The organism is Bordetella genomosp. 2 (assembly GCF_002261345.1).
Taxonomy (GTDB): domain Bacteria; phylum Pseudomonadota; class Gammaproteobacteria; order Burkholderiales; family Burkholderiaceae_B; genus Bordetella_A.
In genome coordinates, this window is the sequence record NZ_NEVT01000007.1 from 100,811 (window position 1) to 119,015 (window position 18,205).

Annotated in this window: 15 protein-coding genes and 1 pseudogene; 8 read left to right on the forward strand and 8 right to left on the reverse strand. The window is 69.4% G+C overall.

What is annotated here, in order from left to right:
- Genes nirD through CAL24_RS17235 form a run of 5 tightly spaced genes read right to left on the reverse strand, consistent with a single transcriptional unit; the run spans position 1 to position 5,805 of the window.
- On the reverse strand, positions 1-339 hold the full coding sequence (gene nirD, locus CAL24_RS17215) for a nitrite reductase small subunit NirD (RefSeq protein ID WP_028353095.1): 339 nt from the start codon (positions 337-339) through the stop codon (positions 1-3).
- A gap of 8 nt (positions 340-347) precedes the next feature.
- Positions 348-2,786 carry a nitrite reductase large subunit NirB gene (gene nirB / locus CAL24_RS17220; RefSeq protein WP_028353094.1) on the reverse strand — a complete coding sequence of 813 codons (2,439 nt, stop codon included), beginning with the start codon at positions 2,784-2,786 and terminating at the stop codon, positions 348-350.
- A gap of 31 nt (positions 2,787-2,817) precedes the next feature.
- Positions 2,818-3,663 carry an ABC transporter ATP-binding protein gene (locus CAL24_RS17225; protein ID WP_094807361.1) on the reverse strand — a complete coding sequence of 282 codons (846 nt, stop codon included), beginning with the start codon at positions 3,661-3,663 and terminating at the stop codon, positions 2,818-2,820.
- A gap of 3 nt (positions 3,664-3,666) precedes the next feature.
- Complete coding sequence (gene ntrB / locus CAL24_RS17230; protein ID WP_028353093.1) at positions 3,667-4,494, reverse strand: nitrate ABC transporter permease; 828 nt, start codon at positions 4,492-4,494, stop codon at positions 3,667-3,669.
- 12 nt (positions 4,495-4,506) lie between these two features.
- Positions 4,507-5,805 carry a CmpA/NrtA family ABC transporter substrate-binding protein gene (locus tag CAL24_RS17235; RefSeq protein ID WP_249278585.1) on the reverse strand — a complete coding sequence of 433 codons (1,299 nt, stop codon included), beginning with the start codon at positions 5,803-5,805 and terminating at the stop codon, positions 4,507-4,509.
- A 356-nt stretch (positions 5,806-6,161) separates the two neighbouring features.
- Between CAL24_RS17235 and CAL24_RS17240 the strand changes: the two genes are divergently transcribed.
- A complete protein-coding gene (locus CAL24_RS17240) occupies positions 6,162-6,758 on the forward strand; it encodes an ANTAR domain-containing response regulator (RefSeq protein WP_028353091.1) in 597 nt (198 codons plus the stop codon).
- Positions 6,759-6,881: 123 nt separating this feature from the next.
- The gene (gene cysG / locus CAL24_RS17245) at positions 6,882-8,297 is read left to right on the forward strand and encodes a siroheme synthase CysG (RefSeq protein ID WP_094807363.1); all 1,416 of its coding nucleotides are present in this window, start codon (positions 6,882-6,884) and stop codon (positions 8,295-8,297) included.
- A gap of 45 nt (positions 8,298-8,342) precedes the next feature.
- Here the strand turns inward: cysG and upp are convergent, their stop codons facing one another.
- Both upp and dacB read right to left on the reverse strand, forming a co-directional pair.
- Positions 8,343-8,981 (reverse strand): uracil phosphoribosyltransferase, encoded by a 639-nt coding sequence (upp, locus tag CAL24_RS17250; protein ID WP_094807364.1) that lies wholly within the window; start codon positions 8,979-8,981, stop codon positions 8,343-8,345.
- Between the two features lie 82 nt (positions 8,982-9,063).
- Complete coding sequence (gene dacB, locus CAL24_RS17255) at positions 9,064-10,509, reverse strand: D-alanyl-D-alanine carboxypeptidase/D-alanyl-D-alanine endopeptidase (RefSeq protein WP_094807365.1); 1,446 nt, start codon at positions 10,507-10,509, stop codon at positions 9,064-9,066.
- A 151-nt stretch (positions 10,510-10,660) separates the two neighbouring features.
- On the opposite strand from dacB, the gene queA reads away from it, so the two are divergent.
- From queA to CAL24_RS17285, 6 genes and pseudogenes are all read left to right on the forward strand, one after another.
- Positions 10,661-11,713, forward strand: coding sequence for a tRNA preQ1(34) S-adenosylmethionine ribosyltransferase-isomerase QueA (gene queA, locus CAL24_RS17260; RefSeq protein WP_028353087.1), 1,053 nt, complete (start codon positions 10,661-10,663; stop codon positions 11,711-11,713).
- Between the two features lie 2 nt (positions 11,714-11,715).
- A pseudogene (gene tgt, locus CAL24_RS17265) lies at positions 11,716-12,843 on the forward strand (tRNA guanosine(34) transglycosylase Tgt); the annotation flags it as partial.
- A 309-nt stretch (positions 12,844-13,152) separates the two neighbouring features.
- Positions 13,153-13,494, forward strand: coding sequence for a preprotein translocase subunit YajC (gene yajC, locus CAL24_RS17270; protein WP_028353085.1), 342 nt, complete (start codon positions 13,153-13,155; stop codon positions 13,492-13,494).
- 66 nt (positions 13,495-13,560) lie between these two features.
- Positions 13,561-15,441, forward strand: a complete 1,881-nt coding sequence (secD, locus tag CAL24_RS17275; RefSeq protein ID WP_094807366.1) for a protein translocase subunit SecD — start codon at positions 13,561-13,563, stop codon at positions 15,439-15,441.
- Between the two features lie 50 nt (positions 15,442-15,491).
- A complete protein-coding gene (secF, locus tag CAL24_RS17280; RefSeq protein WP_094807367.1) occupies positions 15,492-16,424 on the forward strand; it encodes a protein translocase subunit SecF in 933 nt (310 codons plus the stop codon).
- An 87-nt stretch (positions 16,425-16,511) separates the two neighbouring features.
- Positions 16,512-17,249: an ABC transporter substrate-binding protein gene (locus tag CAL24_RS17285; RefSeq protein ID WP_094807368.1), complete on the forward strand. Its 738-nt coding sequence runs from the start codon at positions 16,512-16,514 to the stop codon at positions 17,247-17,249.
- A 52-nt stretch (positions 17,250-17,301) separates the two neighbouring features.
- Here the strand turns inward: CAL24_RS17285 and CAL24_RS17290 are convergent, their stop codons facing one another.
- Positions 17,302-18,003, reverse strand: a complete 702-nt coding sequence (locus CAL24_RS17290) for a phosphatase PAP2 family protein (RefSeq protein ID WP_249278568.1) — start codon at positions 18,001-18,003, stop codon at positions 17,302-17,304.
- Positions 18,004-18,205 lie beyond the last annotated feature (202 nt).

Consider the following 18,205-nt stretch of genomic DNA (forward strand, 5'->3'; position numbering starts at 1 on the left):
TCAGCCCTCGCCTTGCAGGCCCAGATACACCGCGCCGCCCTCCAGCTTGACCGGCAGGGTGCGCACGCAGCCCTGGTCCGGCGCCTGGGCCTGGCCGCTTTCCAGGTCCAGCACCCAGCCATGCAGCGGACATGCCACCGAGCGGCCGTGCACCAGCCCGGCCGACAGCGGGCCGCCCTTGTGCGGGCAGCGGTCCACCACCGCGTAGAGCTGGCCGTCGCCGGTGCGGAATACCGCCACGTCGTCCTGGCCGGGCCGCCGCACCACGCGGGCGCCCTGGGGGGGAATGTCGTCGATATGGCAGACGTTGCGCCATTGGCAGGTAGCGGTTTGCGGCATGGTGGGTCTCATACGGTCAAGGATTGGAATTCGCGGGAAGCCGGCGCGGCGGCGCGGCGCGCTTGCCATGGGTCGGTTTCGAACGACAGGGCGAACTTCAGGCGCGCATAGAGCTCGGCCCGGTTGGCGGCGTCCTCGACCACGCGCGCCTTGGCGTACTCCAGTCCGACGCGCGCCAGGTAGTGGACGGTGCGCTCCAGGTAGAAGGCTTCCTCGCGATACAGCTGCAGGAACGCGCCGCTGTACTCCAGCACCTCCTCGGCCGTCTTCACCTTGGCGAAGAATTGCGCCACTTCGGTCTTGATGCCGCCGTTGCCGCCCACGTAGAGCTCCCAGCCCGACTCGACCGCGATGATGCCGACGTCCTTGATGCCCGATTCGGCGCAGTTGCGCGGGCAGCCGGAGACGGCCAGCTTGACCTTGTGCGGGCTCCACATGCCCACCAGGTCCTTCTCCAGGGCGATGCCCATGGCGGTGGAATCCTGCGTGCCGAAGCGGCAGAACTCGCTGCCCACGCAGGTCTTCACGGTGCGCAGGCTCTTGCCGTAGGCATGCCCGGAGGGCATGTCGAGGTCGGCCCACACCTTGGGCAAGTCCTCTTTCTTGACGCCCAGCAGGTCGATGCGCTGCCCGCCCGTCACCTTCACCAGCGGGATGGCGTACTTGTCGGCCACATCGGCAATGCGGCGCAGCTCGGACGGGTTGGTGACCCCGCCCCACATGCGCGGCACCACCGAATAGGTGCCGTCCTTCTGGATGTTGGCGTGCATGCGTTCGTTGGCCAGGCGCGACTGGCTGTCGTCGCGCGCCTCGCCGGGCCAGGTCGACAGCAGGTAGTAGTTCAGCGCCGGCCGGCAGGTGGCGCAGCCGTCGGGCGTGCGCCATTCCATGAAATGCATGGCATCGGCGATCGTCACCAGGTGGTGCTGGCGGATGGCCTTGCGCACCTCGCCGTGGGTCAGGTCGGTGCAGCCGCAGAGCGGCTTCTCCGACTTGGGCTTGACGTCGGCGGCGCCGCCCACGCAGTTGATCAGGATCTGTTCCACCAGCCCGGTGCAGGATCCGCACGAGCTGGCGGCCTTGGTGTGCTTCTTGATCTCATCGACGGTGAACAGGCCCTGCTCGCGAATCGCCTTGACGATGGTGCCCTTGCATACGCCGTTGCAGCCGCACACCTCGGCGCTGTCGGGCATGCCGATGGCGCGGTTCTCGCCGGCGTGGCCGGTGTCGCCGCCGATGGCGCTCTCGCCGAACATGAGCTGGTCGCGCAGTTCGTCCACCCGCTTGCCTTCGCGGATGAGCCGGAAATACCAGGCGCCGTCGGCAGTGTCGCCGTACAGGCAGGCGCCCACCAGCTTGTCGTCCTTGAGCACCAGTTTCTTGTAGACGCCGCCCACCGGATCGGCCAGGGTGATTTCCTCGGTGCCCTGCCCGCCCATGAAGTCGCCGGCCGAGAACACGTCGATGCCGGTGACTTTCAGCTTGGTCGAAGTGACGCTGCCCTCGTAGCGGCCGATGCCGTGCATGGCCAGGTGATTGGCCGCCACCTTGGCCTGCTCGAACAGCGGCGCCACCAGTCCATAGGCCGTGCCGCGATGGCTGACGCATTCGCCCACCGCGTAGATGAGCGGGTCATAGGTCTGCAGCGTATCGCTCACGACCACGCCGCGGTTGACATACAGGCCACAGCTCTCGGCCAGCTCGGTGTTGGGCCGGATGCCCACCGCCATCACGACCAGGTCGGCCTCGACCTCTGCGCCGTCGGCAAAGCGCACGGCGCGCACCCGGCCGTCGGCATTGCCCAGCAAGGCTTCGGTCTGGCGCGGCATCAGGAACTTCAGCCCGCGCGCCTCCAGGCTGCGCTGCAGCAGCAGCGCGGCCTGAGGATCGAGCTGGCGGTCCAGCAGGCCGGATCCCAGGTGCACCACCGACACGTCCATGCCGCGCGCGGCCAGGCCGCTGGCCGCCTCGAGCCCGAGCAGGCCGCCGCCGATCACCACGGCGCGCCGGTGCGCGCGCGCCGCCTCGATCATCAGGTTGACGTCGCGGATATCGCGGAAGGTCACCACACCGTCCAGGTCCTTGCCGGGAACCGGCAAGATGAACGGATTGGACCCCGTCGCCAGCAGCAGCCGGTCGTACGGGACTTCGCTGCCGTCCGCGCCGATGACGATGCGGCGCGCCCGGTTGATGCGCTCGACCTTGCAGTTCATGCGCAGGTCGATGCCATTGGACCGGTACCAGTCCACGTCATTGAGCACGATGTCCTGCAGGGTCTGCTCGCCAGTCAGGACGGGCGACAGCAAGATGCGGTTGTAGTTGGGATAAGGCTCCGAGCCGAACACGGTGATGTCGTACAGGTCAGGGGCCAGCTTGAGCAGTTCTTCCAGCGTGCGCACGCCGGCCATGCCGTTGCCCACCATCACCAGCTTCAGTTTCTTGTCCATGATGTCTCTCGTGTTGCTTGCGGGCCGGCCCTCAGGCGTCGGCCGTTTCGATGACGGCGGCCGGCTCGGGCCGCGCCGCCGCCTGGCCCGGCGCCGGATTGCCGTGGCGCCGGTGCAGGAAATCGACCACCGCGGCGCGGCAGGCCAGGTAATCGCGATCGCCGGCCAGCGCGACGCGGTCGCGCGGCCGGGCCAGGGGCACGGGCAGGATCTGGCCGATGGTGGCCGCCGGGCCGTTGGTCAGCATGACAATGCGATCCGACAGCAGGACGGCCTCGTCGACATCGTGCGTGACCATGATGGCGGTGCTGCGGGTGGCGGCCACGATCTTCAGCAGTTCGTCCTGCAGGTGCGCGCGGGTCAGCGCGTCCAGGGCGCCGAACGGTTCGTCCAGCAGCAGCACCTTGGGCTCGATCGCCAGCGCCCGCGCGATGCCCACGCGCTGCTTCATGCCGCCGGAAATCTCGCCGGGCAGCTTGTCCTGCGCGTGCGCCAGCCCCACCAGTTGCAGCGCGGCGCGCGTGCGCTCGGCCAGCTGCGCCTTGGTTTCCCGCGCGCCGAATACGCGCTGCACCGCCAAATGGACATTCTGGAAACAGGTCAGCCAGGGCAACAGCGAATGGTTCTGGAACACCACCGCGCGGTCGGGCCCCGGCCCGGCGATCTCGCGCTCGGCGCACAGCAACACCCCCGCGGTGGGCCGCGTCAGGCCCGCCACCAGGTTCAGCAGCGTAGACTTGCCGCAGCCCGAATGGCCGATCAGCGAGATGAATTCCCCCTGCGCGACGGTCAGGTTGATGTCGCGCAAGGCGACGAAGCTGCCCCGGGCGGTGACGAACGTCTGGCCGACATTCTCGATGCGCACGAACTTTTCCATGGCTTACTCCTCGGTATAGGCGAAGCGGCGGGCCAGGCGCACCAGGGCGGTCTCCAATGCCAGGCCAACGATGCCGATCACGAAAATGGCGACGACAATGTGCTCGACCTTCAGGTTGTTCCACTCGTCCCATAGCCAGAACCCGATGCCCGTGCCGCCGGTCAGCATTTCGGCCGCCACGATCACCAGCCAGGCCGTGCCGATCGACAGCCGCACGCCCGTCAGGATGTGCGGCAGCACCGCTGGCAGCAGCACCTTGGTGACCACCTGCCATTCCGACAGATTCAACACCCGGGCCACGTTCAGGTAGTCTTGCGGCACGCGCGCCACGCCGGCCGCGGTGTTGATCACCATGGGCCAGATCGAGCAGATGAAAATCGCCCAGATGGCGGCCGGGTCGGCGCCGCGGAACAACAGCAGGCCGAGGGGGAGCCAGGCCAGCGGCGACACCGGCCGCAGCAGGCTGACGATGGGCGCGAACATGGCGTTGGCGGCGGCGTAGCGGCCCATCACGAAACCGGCCGGGATGCCCACCACCGCCGCCAGCCCAAAGCCGATGCCGACCCGCCGCAGCGAAGCCAGGACGTTCCAGCCTATGCCCTGGTCGTTGGGGCCGTTGTCGTAGAACGGGTCGGCAAACAGCAGGCGCGCCGCGTCCCAGGTGGCGCCGGGAGTCGGGATGTCCGGAATCGCCATGGCGATGGCCTGCCACACCAGCACGAACAGCGCGAAGCCGGCCGCCGGCCCGACCGCGGCGCGCACCGCGCCTTCAAGGGTCCCGCGCCAGGCGGCGCCGCGCGAGAAAGTGGCGGAGAGTGTGGTCGTCGGCATAGGGCGCTCCTGTCAGGCCTTGATCTTGAAGCCGTCGGCGTAGGCGGCCGGGTCGCTGCCGTCCCAGCGCACGCCGTCCATCAGGGTGGACCCGCGCATTTCGCCTTGCGGCAGTGGCGCGCCCGCCGCGGCGGCGGCCTGCCGGTAGACATCGATGCGGTTGACGGCGCGCGCCACGCCCAGGTAATCGGGATGCGACTTCAACAAGCCCCAGCGCTTGTGCTGGGTCAGGAACCACATGCCGTCGCTCAGGTACGGAAAGCAGGCGGCGCCGTCGGCGTAGAAGCGCATGGGGTGCGCGTCGTCCCAGGTCTTGCCCAGGCCGTCGGCATAGCGGCCCAGCATGCGGTCGACGATGGCGTCGGCGGCGGTGTTCACGTACGACTTGGCGGCGATCGTCTCGGCGGTCTTGCGGCGGTTCTCGGCCGACGCGTCGATCCACTTGCCGGCTTCGATCACCGCCGCGGTGACGGCGCGCGCCGTATTGGGATGCGCCGCCACGAAGTCGCCCGTGGCGCCCAGCACTTTTTCGGGATGGTCGGCCCAGATCTGCTGGGTGGTCGCCGCGGTAAAGCCGATGCGGTCCATGATGGCGCGCGCGCCCCAGGGCTCGCCCACGCAGAAGCCGTCCATGTTGCCGACCCGCATGTTGGCCACCATCTGCGGCGGCGGCACGGTGATCACGCGCGCGTCGCGCATGGGATCGATGCCGTGCGCGGCCAGCCAGTAATACAGCCACATGGCGTGCGTGCCGGTGGGAAAGGTCTGCGCGTAGGTGTAGGCGCGCTGCTCGGCCTGCATATGTTTGCGCAGCGAATCGCCGTCGGCCACGCCGGCCTCGCGCAGCTTGGACGACAGCGTGATGCCCTGGCCATTCTGGTTGATGCCCATCAGCACCGCCATGTCCTTCTGCGGCCCGCCGATGCCCAGGTGCACGCCGTACACCAGGCCGTACAGCACATGGGCGAAATCCAGTTCGCCGTTGATCAGCTTGTCGCGCACGCCGGCCCACGAGGCCTCCTTGGACGGCACGATCCGCACCCCGTGCTTCCGGTCGAGGCCCAGCACCGAGGCCATCACCACCGAGGCACAATCGGTCAGCGGGATGAAGCCGACGCGCACCTCGGGTTGCTCGGGCGCGTCGCTGCCGGCCGCCCAGGCGCCGGCCCGCACCAGCGGATCGACCAGGCCGAGCAGCCCTGCCCCGGCCACGGCCTTGGCGGTATTGCCCAGCCACTTGCGACGCTGGGCATTGGCGGCCTCGGCCGGCTCGATGGCCGGCGCGGCGGCCGGTGCGGACTTGCGGTGCATCGCGGACATCGTTGCTCCATAAAAGAAAAGCGTTCCGCGCGCCGCCGGGCCGTGCCAGCCTGGCGGATCGCAGAACGCCGTTGTCCTGAGCGCGGCCGCCCCAGCGGCGGCCGTGGCGACCACCGTTGGCCGCCCTCCTCCACCAAAGCAAAGCCCATGCCAACTTCGCCCGCCCCGGGAACCGAGGGCAGCGGCGGCTGCCCGGCACAGAAATGGTGCAGGCGCACATGCCGCAGCGCACCATCGCTGTGCCGCGCGCCCCGCCGTCGCGCCATGCGCACCGCGCCGCCCGCGCCGCGGCCCGCGCGGGCCGATGGCATGGATGTTGCTTTTTCTCGCTACGAATGGGAGCCATCATGCTGAAGGTCATGCTTCTGAACGACGGGGACGGACGCGCGGCGGCCTTGCGCCAGACGCTGGCGGCGGCGGGCGTGCAAGTCGTGGCCGAGCGCGCCGCCGGCATGGACCTGGCCGAGGCCATCACCCTGCTGGCGCCCGACGTGGTGCTGATCGACGCCGACGCGCCGGCCCGCGACACCCTCGAGGACATCTGCGTGGCCAGCGAGCACAGCGCGCGGCCCGTGGTGATGTTCACCGACGACGGCAACCGCGCCACCATCCGCGCCGCCCTGCGCGCCGGCGTGGCGGCCTACGTCGTGGGACAAGTGCCGCCGGAACGCATCCAGCCGCTCTTGACCGTGGCCATCGAGCGCGGCGCGGTCGAGCGCGCGCGCCGCGAAGAGCTGGCCGAGGCGCGCCAGCGCCTGGCCGACCGGCAAGCGGTGGAAAAAGCCAAGGGCTTGCTGATGCAGCTGCGCGGTGTCTCGGAGGAACAGGCGCATCGCCTGCTGCGCGAGCGCGCCATGCAGCGCCAGCGGCGGCTGGGCGACGTGGCGCGCGAAGTGATCGAAATGGCGCAGTGGATGGGCGGCAAGCCGGGAGACGTCGGATAGGCATGCCGCGCTCCCTAATCACTTATCGCTATATCAATCCAATTAATCAAAAGTTGTAGGGATGAGGGGCTGTCCCTATGATCGATTGACATATCGCGGGCTCGTCCCGCCAGGCTGATCTTGATGAAGCTTTTCCCCTTATTCGCCGATCTGCAGGGCCGCCGTGTCGTGGTGGTGGGCGGCGGCGAGGTCGCCGCCCGCAAGGCGCAAGTCCTGCTTGAAGCCGGGGCCGACGTGCAAGTGGGCGCGCCCGCGCTCGCCCCCGAACTGGCCGGGCTGGCGGCAGAGGGCCGCATCCGCCATCTGCCAGGCGAGTTCCGGGCCGAATGGCTGGACGACGCCTGGCTGGTCGTGGCCGCCACCGACGACCGGGCGGTCAATGCCGCCGTCTCGCGCGCCGCCGCGCAACGGCGGGTATTCAGCAATGTGGTCGACGACGCCGAGCTGTCTTCGTTCCAGGTGCCGTCCATCGTCGACCGCTCGCCGCTGATCGTGGCCATCTCGTCGTCGGGCGTGGCGCCGGTGCTGGCGCGGCGCCTGCGCGAACGCGTGGAATCGCTGTTCGACCATTCGCTGGGCGCGCTGGCCGGGCTGGCGGCCCGCTACCGCCCGCGCATCCGCGAGCGCCGGCCGGACCTGAAACAGCGCCGGCGCTTTTACGACTGGCTGCTGGACGGGCCGGTGGCCGGGCTGCTGCGCCAGCAGCAGCCGGCCGAGGCCGAACGGGTGCTGAACGACGCGCTGGACGCCCCCGAGGACGCCAGCCAGGGCAGCGTGGTGCTGGTGGGCGCCGGCCCCGGCGACCCCGGGCTGCTGACCTTGAAGGCGCTGCGCGCCCTCAACGAAGCCGACGTCATCCTGTACGACCGCCTGGTCAGCCCGGCCGTGCTGGCGCTGGCGCGCCGCGATGCCGAGCGCGTGGCCGTGGGCAAGCGGCCGGGCGAGGATCACGACGCCACGCAGGCGCGCATCCACGCGCTGCTGGCCGAACATGCCCGCGCGGGCCGGCGCGTGGTGCGCCTGAAGGGCGGCGACGCCTTCATCTTCGGACGCGGCGGCGAAGAACTGGAATACCTGCGCGCCCAGGGCGTGCGCTACGAGGTCGTGCCGGGCATCACGGCGGCGCTGGCCTGTGCCGCCTACGCCGGCATCCCCCTGACCCACCGCGACCACGCGCAATCGGTGCGCCTGGTGACGGCGCATTGCCGCGAAGACGAGGACTCGCTCGACTGGCCCGGCCTGGCGCGCGAGCACCAGACGCTGGCGTTCTACATGGGCGTGGGGCAACTGGAAACCCTGTCGGCCCGCCTGATCGGCCACGGCCGGTCGGGCGCCACGCCGTTCGCGCTGATCGAGAACGGCAGCCGGCCCGAGCAGCGCGTGGTGACCGGCCAGCTGGCCGACCTGGCCGGCGTGGCGCGCAGCCACGAGGTGCGCGCCCCGGCGCTGCTGATCGTCGGCGAAGTGGCCGGGCTGGCGCGCCAGCTGCACTGGTTCGGCGCGTACCAGGAAGGCCGGCGCGAGCCGCTGGCCGCCTGACGGGCGCGCGCCGCGGCGGCGCGCCGGCCCGCCGTCAGTGCGCCGTCATTCGGTCTTCTGCTTGGTGCCGAAAATGCGGTCGCCGGCGTCGCCCAGGCCCGGCATGATATAGCCGTGCTCGTTGAGCCCCTGGTCGATGGAAGCGGTATAGATGTGCACGTCGGGGTGGCGGTCGAGCACCGCCTCGATGCCGGTCGGCGCGGCCACCAGCACCAGCGCGCGGATTTCGCGGCAGCCGGCGCGCTTGAGCATGTCGATGGTGGCCAGCATGGAACCGCCGGTGGCCAGCATCGGGTCGACGATCAGCGCCAGGCGCTGGTCCAGCTCGCCGACCAGGCGTTCCAGGTAGGTGTGGGCCTGCAGGGTTTCCTCGTTGCGGGCCACGCCCACCACGCTGACCTTGGCGCCGGGGATCAGGCTGAGCACGCCGTCGAGCATGCCGATGCCGGCGCGCAGGATGGGCACCACGGTCACTTTCTTGCCGGCGATCTTCTCGACCTGCACCGTGCCGCACCAGCCCTCGACCGTCGACTGGGCCAGCGGCAGGTCCTTGGAGGCCTCGTAGGTCAGCAGCGCGCCCACTTCCTGGGACAATTCACGGAAACTCTTGGTGCTGAGGTCGGCGCGGCGCATGATGCCGAGCTTGTGGCGGATCAGCGGGTGGCGGATTTCATGCACGGGCATGTGCGGCAATCTCCAGGATGCTAGGAACGGCGGCGCGCGGGCGCCGACAGCGCAATCGTAAACCGTTTGGGCGCGGCGCGGCTTACTGGGTGGCCAGCCAGGCGACCAGGGCGTCGTCGAAAGCGCGCACCGCCACCGCGTTGGGATGGTTGACCATGCTGACCACCACGTAGCGCTTGCCGCTGGCGCCCAGCACATAGCCGGCCACCGCCCGCACGTCGCGCAGCGACCCGGTCTTGAGATGCGCCATGCCGGCGGTTTCCTCGCCCTTGAGCCGGCGCCGCATGGTGCCGTCCACCCCGGCGATCGACAGCGACGAGAGGAATTCCGGCATCAGGGGCGAATGCCAGGCCAGCGTCAGCATCGACGCCAGGCTCTCGGCCGACACCCGCGCCGAGCGCGACAGGCCGGCCCCGTTGTCCATGACGAGCTCGGGCATGTGCAGGCCCTGCCCCGCCAGCACCGCCTTGGCGACGGCCTCGCTGCTCTCGGTGGTGGCGGGCCGGCGGCCACGCTCGGCGCCCAGCGTGAGCAGCACGGCGCGGGCCATGACATTGTTGCTGCGCTTGTTGATCTGCCGGATCGCCTCGCCCAGCGGCGGCGACTCGTGCGAGGCCAGCAGCACGGCGTCGGGCGGCACCATGCCGGCGCGGATCTTGCCGGAGAAGCTGCCGCCCAGCTCGCGCCACAGCAGCCGGAACAGGGATTCGGCGAATTCGGGCTGCGACACCGCCAGGCGGTACAGGCTGAACTCGCCGCACGAGCCCGCCACCGTCCCGCCCAGGCGGATCGACACGCCCTGCTGGGTCAGCACCGGGTCGGTGGTGACGACCGGCGGGCCGGGGCAGCGGGCGCTGCTCCATTCCACCTGCCCCTCCAGGCGCAGCCCCGGCAAGGGAGGATCGATGATGGGAATCCATTTCTGCGCCGCCGGGTCGGGGCTGAACAGCAGGCGCAGCGCACCGAACCCCACCATCAGGGCGTCGGGGCTGGCGTTGTAGGCGCGGTCCGGCGCCCCGTCGAAAGCGCCCGGGTCGGTGGCGACCTGCCCGAAAATGCTGCGGTCGACCACCAGGTCGCCGATCTTCTTGACGCCGCGCAGGCGCAGTTCGCGCAGCATGGTCCAGAGATCCTGCACCATCAGGTGCGGGTCGCCGGAGGCGCGCAAGTAGAGGGGCCCGGACAGGGCGCCATGCTGGTCGGGCCGCACGCCGGGCTCGGTCAGGAATTCGGTGCGCCATACGTAATTGGGCCCCAGCTCGGACAGCGCGGCCCAGGTGGTGACCAGCTTCATGACCGAGGCGGGGTTGCGCGGCTCGTTGGCGTTGATGGACAGCATGCGCTGGCCGCCCAGTTCCTGGACCACCAGCGACATCGACGACTCGGGCAGGCCCGAGGCCTTCCAGGCGCGCGCCAGCTCGTCGGGCAGCAGGCCCTGCGCCCGCGCCGCCATCGCGCCCGCCAGCAGCATGCCCGCCGCCAGCCATCGTTTCCATCGCCCGCCTCGTGTGTCCCTGGGTACCGCCATGCCGCGTCCGCCACGCATTGTTCCGATAAAGACGCAAGCATACCGAACCCGGCCGGCCCGTGGATGAAAGCGGCCCGGGCAGCCGGCTCCGCATACAATAGCGGGTTGTCCGAGCCCGCCCTGGCGGGCCCTCTTTCGAGTTGCCAGCCGCGTGTCTTCCTCCCTTACCGTTTCCGATTTCGACTATTTCCTGCCGCCCGAACTGATCGCCCAGACACCGGCGGCGCAGCGCGGCGGCAGCCGGCTGCTGCACCTGGATGCCGCCGGCGCGCTGCACGACCGCCAATTCCCCGACCTGGCCACCCTGCTGCGGCCGGGCGACCTGCTGGTGTTCAATGACACGCGCGTCATCAAGGCGCGCCTGACCGGCCAGAAGGCCAGCGGCGGCAAGGTCGAGGTGCTGGTCGAGCGCATCGTCGAAGCGGACCGGGCCCTGGCGCACGTGCGCGCCAGCAAGTCGCCGGGCGCGGGCACGACGCTGCGGCTGGCCGGCGCCTTCGACGCCACCGTGCTGGGCCGCGCCGGCGAGCTCTACGACTTGCGCTTTCCCGCGCCGGTACTGGACCTGCTCGACGCGCACGGCGCCACGCCGCTGCCTCCGTATATCTCGCACGCCGCCGACGCCACCGACGAAGCCCGCTACCAGACGGTCTACGCGCGCGAACCCGGCGCGGTGGCCGCCCCGACGGCCGGCCTGCACTTCGACGAGGCCATGCTGGAACGCCTGGCCGGGCTGGGCGTCGAGCGCGCCTTCGTCACCCTGCACGTGGGCGCCGGCACCTTCCAGCCGGTGCGCGTCGACAAGCTCGACGACCACGTCATGCACGCCGAGTGGTACACGGTGGGCCCGGCGGTGGTCGAGGCGGTCGCCCGCGCGCGCGCCCGCGGCGGCCGCGTGGTGGCCGTCGGCACCACCAGCGTGCGCGCCCTCGAATCGGCCGCGGCGCACAACCCGGCCGGGCCCGATGCGCCGCTGGCGCCGGCCCAGGGCGACACCCGCCTGTTCATCACGCCCGGCTACCGTTACCGGGTGATCGACGCGCTGGTCACCAATTTCCACCTGCCGCAATCCACCCTGCTGATGCTGGTGTCGGCCCTGGCCGGCATCGAGCCCATCCGCCGCGCCTACGCGCACGCCGTCGCCCAGCGGTACCGCTTCTTCAGCTACGGCGACGCCATGTTCATCGAATCGCCCGCCCCCTGATCATGCCCGGACTCAATTTCGAACTGCTGGCCACCGACGGCCAGGCCCGCCGCGGCCGCATCACGCTGAACCACGGCGTGGTCGAGACGCCCATATTCATGCCGGTCGGCACCTACGGCAGCGTCAAGGCCATGCTGCCGCACGAACTCAAGGATATCGGCGCCCAGATCGTGCTGGGCAACACCTTCCACCTGTGGCTGCGCCCGGGCACGGATATCCTCGACGCGCACGGCGGCCTGCACGGCTTCATGCAGTGGGACAAGCCGATCCTCACCGACTCGGGCGGCTTCCAGGTCTTCAGCCTGCAGGGCATGCGCAAGATCACCGAGGAAGGCGTCAAGTTCGCCTCACCCATCGACGGCGCGCGCCTGTTCCTGACGCCCGAGGAATCCATGCGCATCCAGCGCTCGCTGAATTCCGACATCGTCATGGTGTTCGACGAATGCACCCCCTACCAGATCGACGGGCGCCCGGCCACGGCCGAGGAAGCGGCCCGCTCGATGCGCATGTCGCTGCGCTGGGCGCGCCGCTCGCGCGAGGAATTCGACCGGCTGGGCAACCCCAATGCGCTGTTCGGCATCGTGCAGGGCGGCATGTACGAGCACCTGCGCGACGAATCGCTGGCCGGGCTGACTGACATCGGCTTCCATGGCTACGCCATCGGCGGCCTGTCGGTGGGCGAGCCCAAGGAAGACATGATGCGCATCCTGGCGCACGTCGCGCCGCGCCTGCCGGCGCAGGCGCCGCGCTACCTGATGGGCGTGGGCACGCCGGAGGACCTGGTCGAGGGCGTGGCGCGCGGGGTGGACATGTTCGATTGCGTCATGCCCACCCGCAATGCCCGCAACGGCTGGCTGTTCACCCGCTACGGCGACCTGAAGATCCGCAACGCCAAGTACCGCGACGACACCCGGCCGCTGGACCCGAGCTGCGCCTGCCACACCTGCGCCCATTTCTCGCGCGCCTACCTGCACCACTTGCAGCGCGCCAACGAGATCACCGGCGCGCGGCTCAACACCCTGCACAACCTGCATTTCTACCTGACGATCATGGCCGAAATGCGCGAAGCCATCGCCGGCGGCACGTTCGACGCCTGGCGGGAGCAGTTTGCGGCGGACCGGCGGCGGGGGGGGTGGAATAGTTTTTCTCGGCAGGTCGGGCTCTCTGCGAAAGGTGTCAGACACCCCTCGAGACGCTCCGGGCAGGCCTGCAGCGCCGCGAGGGTGTCTGACACCTGTCCCGCCCGATGAGGTGTCTGACACCTGCCCCCCGGGCGCCCCGCGAAGGCTGGCGCCCGAATCCGTCCCCCGGCAGGACGCCCTCCCCCCATAACCTAGCTACAATAGTCGGCTTGCCCTGTCCAAGGCTCGCGCGGGGACGGGCGCAGAAAACAAATTGCCATAACCTGCTCCCAACCATCCAAAATTCAGGAGATTTTCATGTCCGTTATCGATACCGCTGGCCTCGTCCTGGCCCAGGCTGCCCCGGAGGGCAGCGCGCTGATGGGGATGCTGCCCATCGTGCTGATGTTCGTGATCCTCTATTTCCTGATGATCCGTCCGCAGATGAAGCGCCAGAAGGAACACCGCAACCTGGTCGCCAACCTGGCCAAGGGCGACGAAGTCCTGACCGCCGGCGGCCTGCTGGGCAAGGTTTCCAAGGTCACCGACACCTACATCACCGTCGAAGTCGCCGAGCTGGCCGACAAGCCGGTCGAGGTGCTGATGCAGAAGACTTCCGTGTCGACCGTGCTGCCCAAGGGAACCATCAAGGCCCTGTAAGCGTCTTATCCGGCCCCCCATTCGCGGGGGCCTTTTCTCGCTCCATCTCGCATGAACTAGCCGCCAATGAACCGCTATCCCCTCTGGAAGTACATCACGGTGCTGGTTGCGGTCGTCATCGGCCTGCTCTATACCCTGCCCAATTTCTACGGCGAATCCCCCGCCGTCCAGGTGTCCAGCGCGAAAGCCACCATCAAGGTGGACAACGCCACGCTGGCCCGGGTCGAACAGATCCTGGCCTCGGCCAACGTGCCGGCCACCAACGTCTACTATGAACAGAACGGCACGCTCGGCACCGTGCGGGCGCGCTTCCCGTCCACCGACGTGCAGCTGCAGGCGCGCGACCTGCTCGACAAGGCGCTCAACACCACGCCGGACGACCCGCAATACACCGTGGCCCTGAACCTGCTGCCCGCCTCGCCCCCGTGGATGCGCGCGCTGGGCTGGTTCGAGCCCAAGCCCATGTACCTGGGCCTGGACCTGCGCGGCGGCGTGCACTTCCTGCTGCAGGTCGACATGCAGGGCGCCCTGACCGCCCGCTACGACTCGCTGGCGGCCGACGTGCGCACCGTCCTGCGCGACGAGAAAATCCCCGTCGCCGGCGTCGAGCGCGCCGGCACCTCGGTGGTGGCCAGCTTCGCCAACGCGGACGAGCGCGACCGCGCGCACAGCCTGCTGCGCGGCCGCCTGCCCGACCTGCAGTTCACCGAAGGCGAGGAATCCGGCCGCCCCACCCTGGTCGGCATGCTGAGCCCCACCGCCGTCACCCGCGTCCAGGACTCGGCGCTCAAGCAGAACATCAACACCCTGCACAACCGCATCAACGAGCTGGGCGTGGCCGAGCCGGTCATCCAGCAGCAGGGCGCCGACCGCATCATCGTCCAGCTGCCCGGCGTGCAGGACGTGGCCAAGGCCAAGGAACTGCTGGGCCGCACCGCCACCCTGGAAATCCGCATGGTGGACGACTCCCCGGCCGCCCAGTCGGCCCTGGCGGGCGGCTCGGTGCCGTTCGGCCTGGAGCGCTACACCGACCGCGACGGCCGCCCCATCCTGGTGCGCCGCCAGGTCATCCTGACCGGCGAGAACCTGCAGGACGCCCAGCCGGGCCGCGACTCGCAGACCCAGCAGGCGGCCGTGCACCTGACGCTCGACAGCAAGGGCGCGCGCATCTTCCGCGACGTCACGCGCGACAACGTCGGCAAGCGGATGGCCATCCTGCTGTTCGAGAACGGCAAGGGCGAAGTCGTCACCGCGCCGGTCATCCGCAGCGAGATCGCCGGCGGCCAGGTGCAGATCTCCGGCAGCATGACCGCCGAGGAAGCCGCCGACACCGCCCTGCTGCTGCGCGCGGGCGCGCTGGCCGCGCCGATGTCCATCATCGAGGAACGCACCATCGGCCCCAGCCTGGGCGCCGACAACATCGCCAAGGGCTTCCACTCCACGCTGTACGGCTTCCTGGCCATCGCGGTGTTCATCATCCTGTACTACCACCTGTTCGGCGTATTCTCGACGCTGGGCCTGACGATGAACGTGCTGCTGCTGCTGGCCCTGCTGTCCATGCTGCAGGCCACGCTTACGCTGCCGGGCATCGCGGCCATCGCGCTGACGCTCGGCATGGCGATCGACTCGAACGTGCTCATCAACGAGCGCATCCGCGAGGAACTGCGCAACGGCGCCTCGCCGCAGCAGGCCATCCACCATGGCTTCGAGCGCGCCTGGGGCACCATTCTCGACTCCAACCTGACCACGCTCATCGTCGGCCTGGCGCTGCTGGCCTTCGGTTCCGGCCCGATCCGCGGCTTCGCCGTGGTGCACTGCCTGGGCATCGTCACCTCGATGTTCAGCTCGGTGGTGGGCGTGCGGGCACTGGCCAACCTGTGGTATGGCCGCAAGAAGAAGCTCGCGAGCATTTCCATCGGCACCGTCTGGAAACCCAAGGCAAACTGACCCTGGCGGGCGGCCCGTCCGCCCGCCGTCGATAGGACTCAAGGCGAAACATGGAATTTTTCCGTATCCATCGCACCATCCCGTTCATGCGCCACGCGCTGGTGCTGAACATCATCAGCCTGGTCACGTTCCTGGCGGCCGTATTCTTCATTGCGACGCGGGGCTTTCACCTGTCGATCGAATTCACCGGCGGCACGGTCATGGAGGTCAACTACGCCCAGACGGCGCAGCTCGACAGCGTCCGCAGCGCCGTGTCCAAGCTGGGCTACACCGACTTCCAGGTGCAGAACTTCGGCACTTCGCACGACGTCATGATCCGGCTGCCGCTCACCGAGGGCCAGACCTCGGCCACCCAGAGCGAAGCCGTCATGGGCGCGCTGAAGGCCGCCGACCCGTCCGTCGAACTGCGCCGCGTCGAATTCGTGGGCCCGCAGGTCGGCCAGGAACTGCTGCACAACGGCCTCATGGCGCTGCTGTTCGTGGTGATCGGCATCATGGTGTACCTGGGCATCCGCTTCGAATGGAAGTTCGCGGTGGCCGGCGTCATCGCCAACCTGCACGACGTGGTCATCATCCTGGGCTTCTTCGCGTTCTTCCAGTGGGAGTTCTCGCTGTCGGTGCTGGCCGGCGTGCTGGCGGTGCTGGGCTACTCGGTGAACGAATCCGTGGTCATCATGGACCGGATCCGCGAGAACTTCCGCAAGTACCGCAAGGCCACCGTGCACGAAGTCATCAACAGCGCCATCACGCAGACCATCTCGCGCACCATCATCACCCACGGCTCGACCCAGATGATGGTGCTGGCCATGCTGTTCTTCGGCGGCCCGTCGCTGCACTACTTCGCCCTGGCGCTGACCATCGGCATCTGGTTCGGCATCTACTCGTCGGTGTTCGTCGCCGCCGCGCTGGCCATGTGGATGGGAGTCAAGCGGGAAGACCTGGTCAAGCCGGTCAAGAAGGAAGGGGATCCGGAAGTCGCCTGACGGCCCTCCAGGGTGTCTGGCATCCTTCGGGCGCCAGACACCGCGCTTGAGCTACGCTGCCCGTACAGCCCCGACCTGGACCCGACCATGACGCTCGACCCCACGATCATCCAAGCCTTCACCCCCACCGGCAAGCTGCGCGCCTCCATCAACCTGGGCAATCCCATCCTGGCCGGGCGCGACCCGGCCAGCGGCGAGCCCGCCGGCGTATCGATCGACCTGGCGCGCGCCTTCGCCGAACGGCTGGGCGTCGAGCTGGAACTGGTGGTCTGGGACAGCGCCGGCAAGTCGGTCGACGCCGTGACCAACGAGCAGGCCGACATCGGCTTTTTCGCCATCGACCCGGTGCGCGGCGCGGGCATCGCCTTCACCGACGCCTATGTCCTGATCGAGGGCGCCTACGTGGTGCGCGACGGCTCGCCCCTGCGCGAGCGCGACGCGGTGGACCGCGAAGGTGTCAGCGTCATGGTCGGCAAGGGCAGCGCGTACGACCTGTATCTGACGCGCGAACTCAAGCACGCGCGGATCCTGCGCGCGCCCACCTCGCCGGCGGTGGTCGAGGCTTTCCTGGCCGAGAACGCCGACGTGGCGGCCGGCGTCAAGCAGCAACTGGAAGCCGACATGCGGCGCCTGCCCGGCCTGCGCATGCTGCCCGGCAGTTTCATGACCATCCGCCAGGCCATGGGCACGCCCAAGGGCCGCGGCCCGGCGGCCGCGGCGGCGCTCGCCGCATTCGTCGAGGACATGAAGGCCGGGGGTTTCGTGGCGCAGGCCCTGCAGCGCCACGGCATCCAGGGCGCGGCGGTGGCGCCGCCCGCGGCCTAGCGGCCATCCGCGCGGCCGGCAGCCCGGCGCCGGGCGGGTGCCGGCGGCCGCCCTAGCGGCCCGGCGCCTCGCCCTGCCGCCAGCGCCACGGCGCGCGCAGCATCCAGCGATAGCGTTCGCCCAGGATGTACGGCGCCAGGTAATGCGCCACCATGATGCCGACGAAGGCCGCCGCGGTGACGTCCGACAGGAAGTGATCGCGGTTGATCACGCGGCTGGCCGCCACCACGGCGGCCACCAGCAGCAGCGGCAGGCGCCAGCGCGGCGCGATCTCGCCGATGACGGCGGCCACCGCGAAAGCGGTCAGCGTATGGCTGGACGGAAAGGAATCGTACGGGTCGCCGGCGAACGGCACGCCCAGGCCGTGCCAGCCCTGCTCCAGCAGCACTTCCGGGCGGGCGCGCGACACCACTTTCTTCAGCACCAGGGTGATCAGCCCGCCGATGCTCATGGTGGCCAGCAGCAGCATGCTGTAGCGCGCCAGGCGCTCGAAGCCGGCCCGCAGCGGGCAGGTCCAGCCGCGCCGCATGCCGACCAGCGACACCACGTACAGCAGCAGCCCGGCCAGGATGTAGCCCTCGCTGTCGCCCAGGTCGCCGATCTGGTCGAACACGTCGTTGACCAGCGGCGGCACGTGGCGCTCGATGGCGTGGGTCAGCGGCAGGTCGATCCAGCGGCTCATCAGCAGCAACAGCACGGCGAAGCAGGCGGTGAGCGCCACGCCGCGGAACGGCCGGTGGGGGAGCGGTGCCATGGGCAGCGGAGCGGAAACGGGCAATTGCGTGGAGGAAAGGCCGCGATCGAGGGTCATGGGCGTCAAAAAAGGGGGACGATATATCCCGCGATGCGCCTGGGCACAGTCGCGCGGCTGACATCGTATACGCCAATTGCGTCGGCACCAAGACTGCGATTGCATCCACGCGTTAAAATCCGCGTTTTCCGTCCATTTCCGCCCC

Excerpts from the sequence above, each read along its gene's own strand:
- nirD (WP_028353095.1), bottom strand. The coding sequence starts at position 339 with ATGCCGCAAACCGCTACCTGCCAATGGCGCAACGTCTGCCATATCGAC.
- nirB (WP_028353094.1), bottom strand. The coding sequence starts at position 2,786 with ATGGACAAGAAACTGAAGCTGGTGATGGTGGGCAACGGCATGGCCGGC.
- CAL24_RS17225 (WP_094807361.1), bottom strand. The coding sequence starts at position 3,663 with ATGGAAAAGTTCGTGCGCATCGAGAATGTCGGCCAGACGTTCGTCACC.
- ntrB (WP_028353093.1), bottom strand. The coding sequence starts at position 4,494 with ATGCCGACGACCACACTCTCCGCCACTTTCTCGCGCGGCGCCGCCTGG.
- CAL24_RS17235 (WP_249278585.1), bottom strand. The coding sequence starts at position 5,805 with ATGCACCGCAAGTCCGCACCGGCCGCCGCGCCGGCCATCGAGCCGGCC.
- CAL24_RS17240 (WP_028353091.1), top strand. The coding sequence starts at position 6,162 with ATGCTGAAGGTCATGCTTCTGAACGACGGGGACGGACGCGCGGCGGCC.
- cysG (WP_094807363.1), top strand. The coding sequence starts at position 6,882 with ATGAAGCTTTTCCCCTTATTCGCCGATCTGCAGGGCCGCCGTGTCGTG.
- upp (WP_094807364.1), bottom strand. The coding sequence starts at position 8,981 with ATGCCCGTGCATGAAATCCGCCACCCGCTGATCCGCCACAAGCTCGGC.
- dacB (WP_094807365.1), bottom strand. The coding sequence starts at position 10,509 with ATGGCGGTACCCAGGGACACACGAGGCGGGCGATGGAAACGATGGCTG.
- yajC (WP_028353085.1), top strand. The coding sequence starts at position 13,153 with ATGTCCGTTATCGATACCGCTGGCCTCGTCCTGGCCCAGGCTGCCCCG.
- secD (WP_094807366.1), top strand. The coding sequence starts at position 13,561 with ATGAACCGCTATCCCCTCTGGAAGTACATCACGGTGCTGGTTGCGGTC.
- secF (WP_094807367.1), top strand. The coding sequence starts at position 15,492 with ATGGAATTTTTCCGTATCCATCGCACCATCCCGTTCATGCGCCACGCG.
- CAL24_RS17285 (WP_094807368.1), top strand. The coding sequence starts at position 16,512 with ATGACGCTCGACCCCACGATCATCCAAGCCTTCACCCCCACCGGCAAG.
- CAL24_RS17290 (WP_249278568.1), bottom strand. The coding sequence starts at position 18,003 with ATGGCACCGCTCCCCCACCGGCCGTTCCGCGGCGTGGCGCTCACCGCC.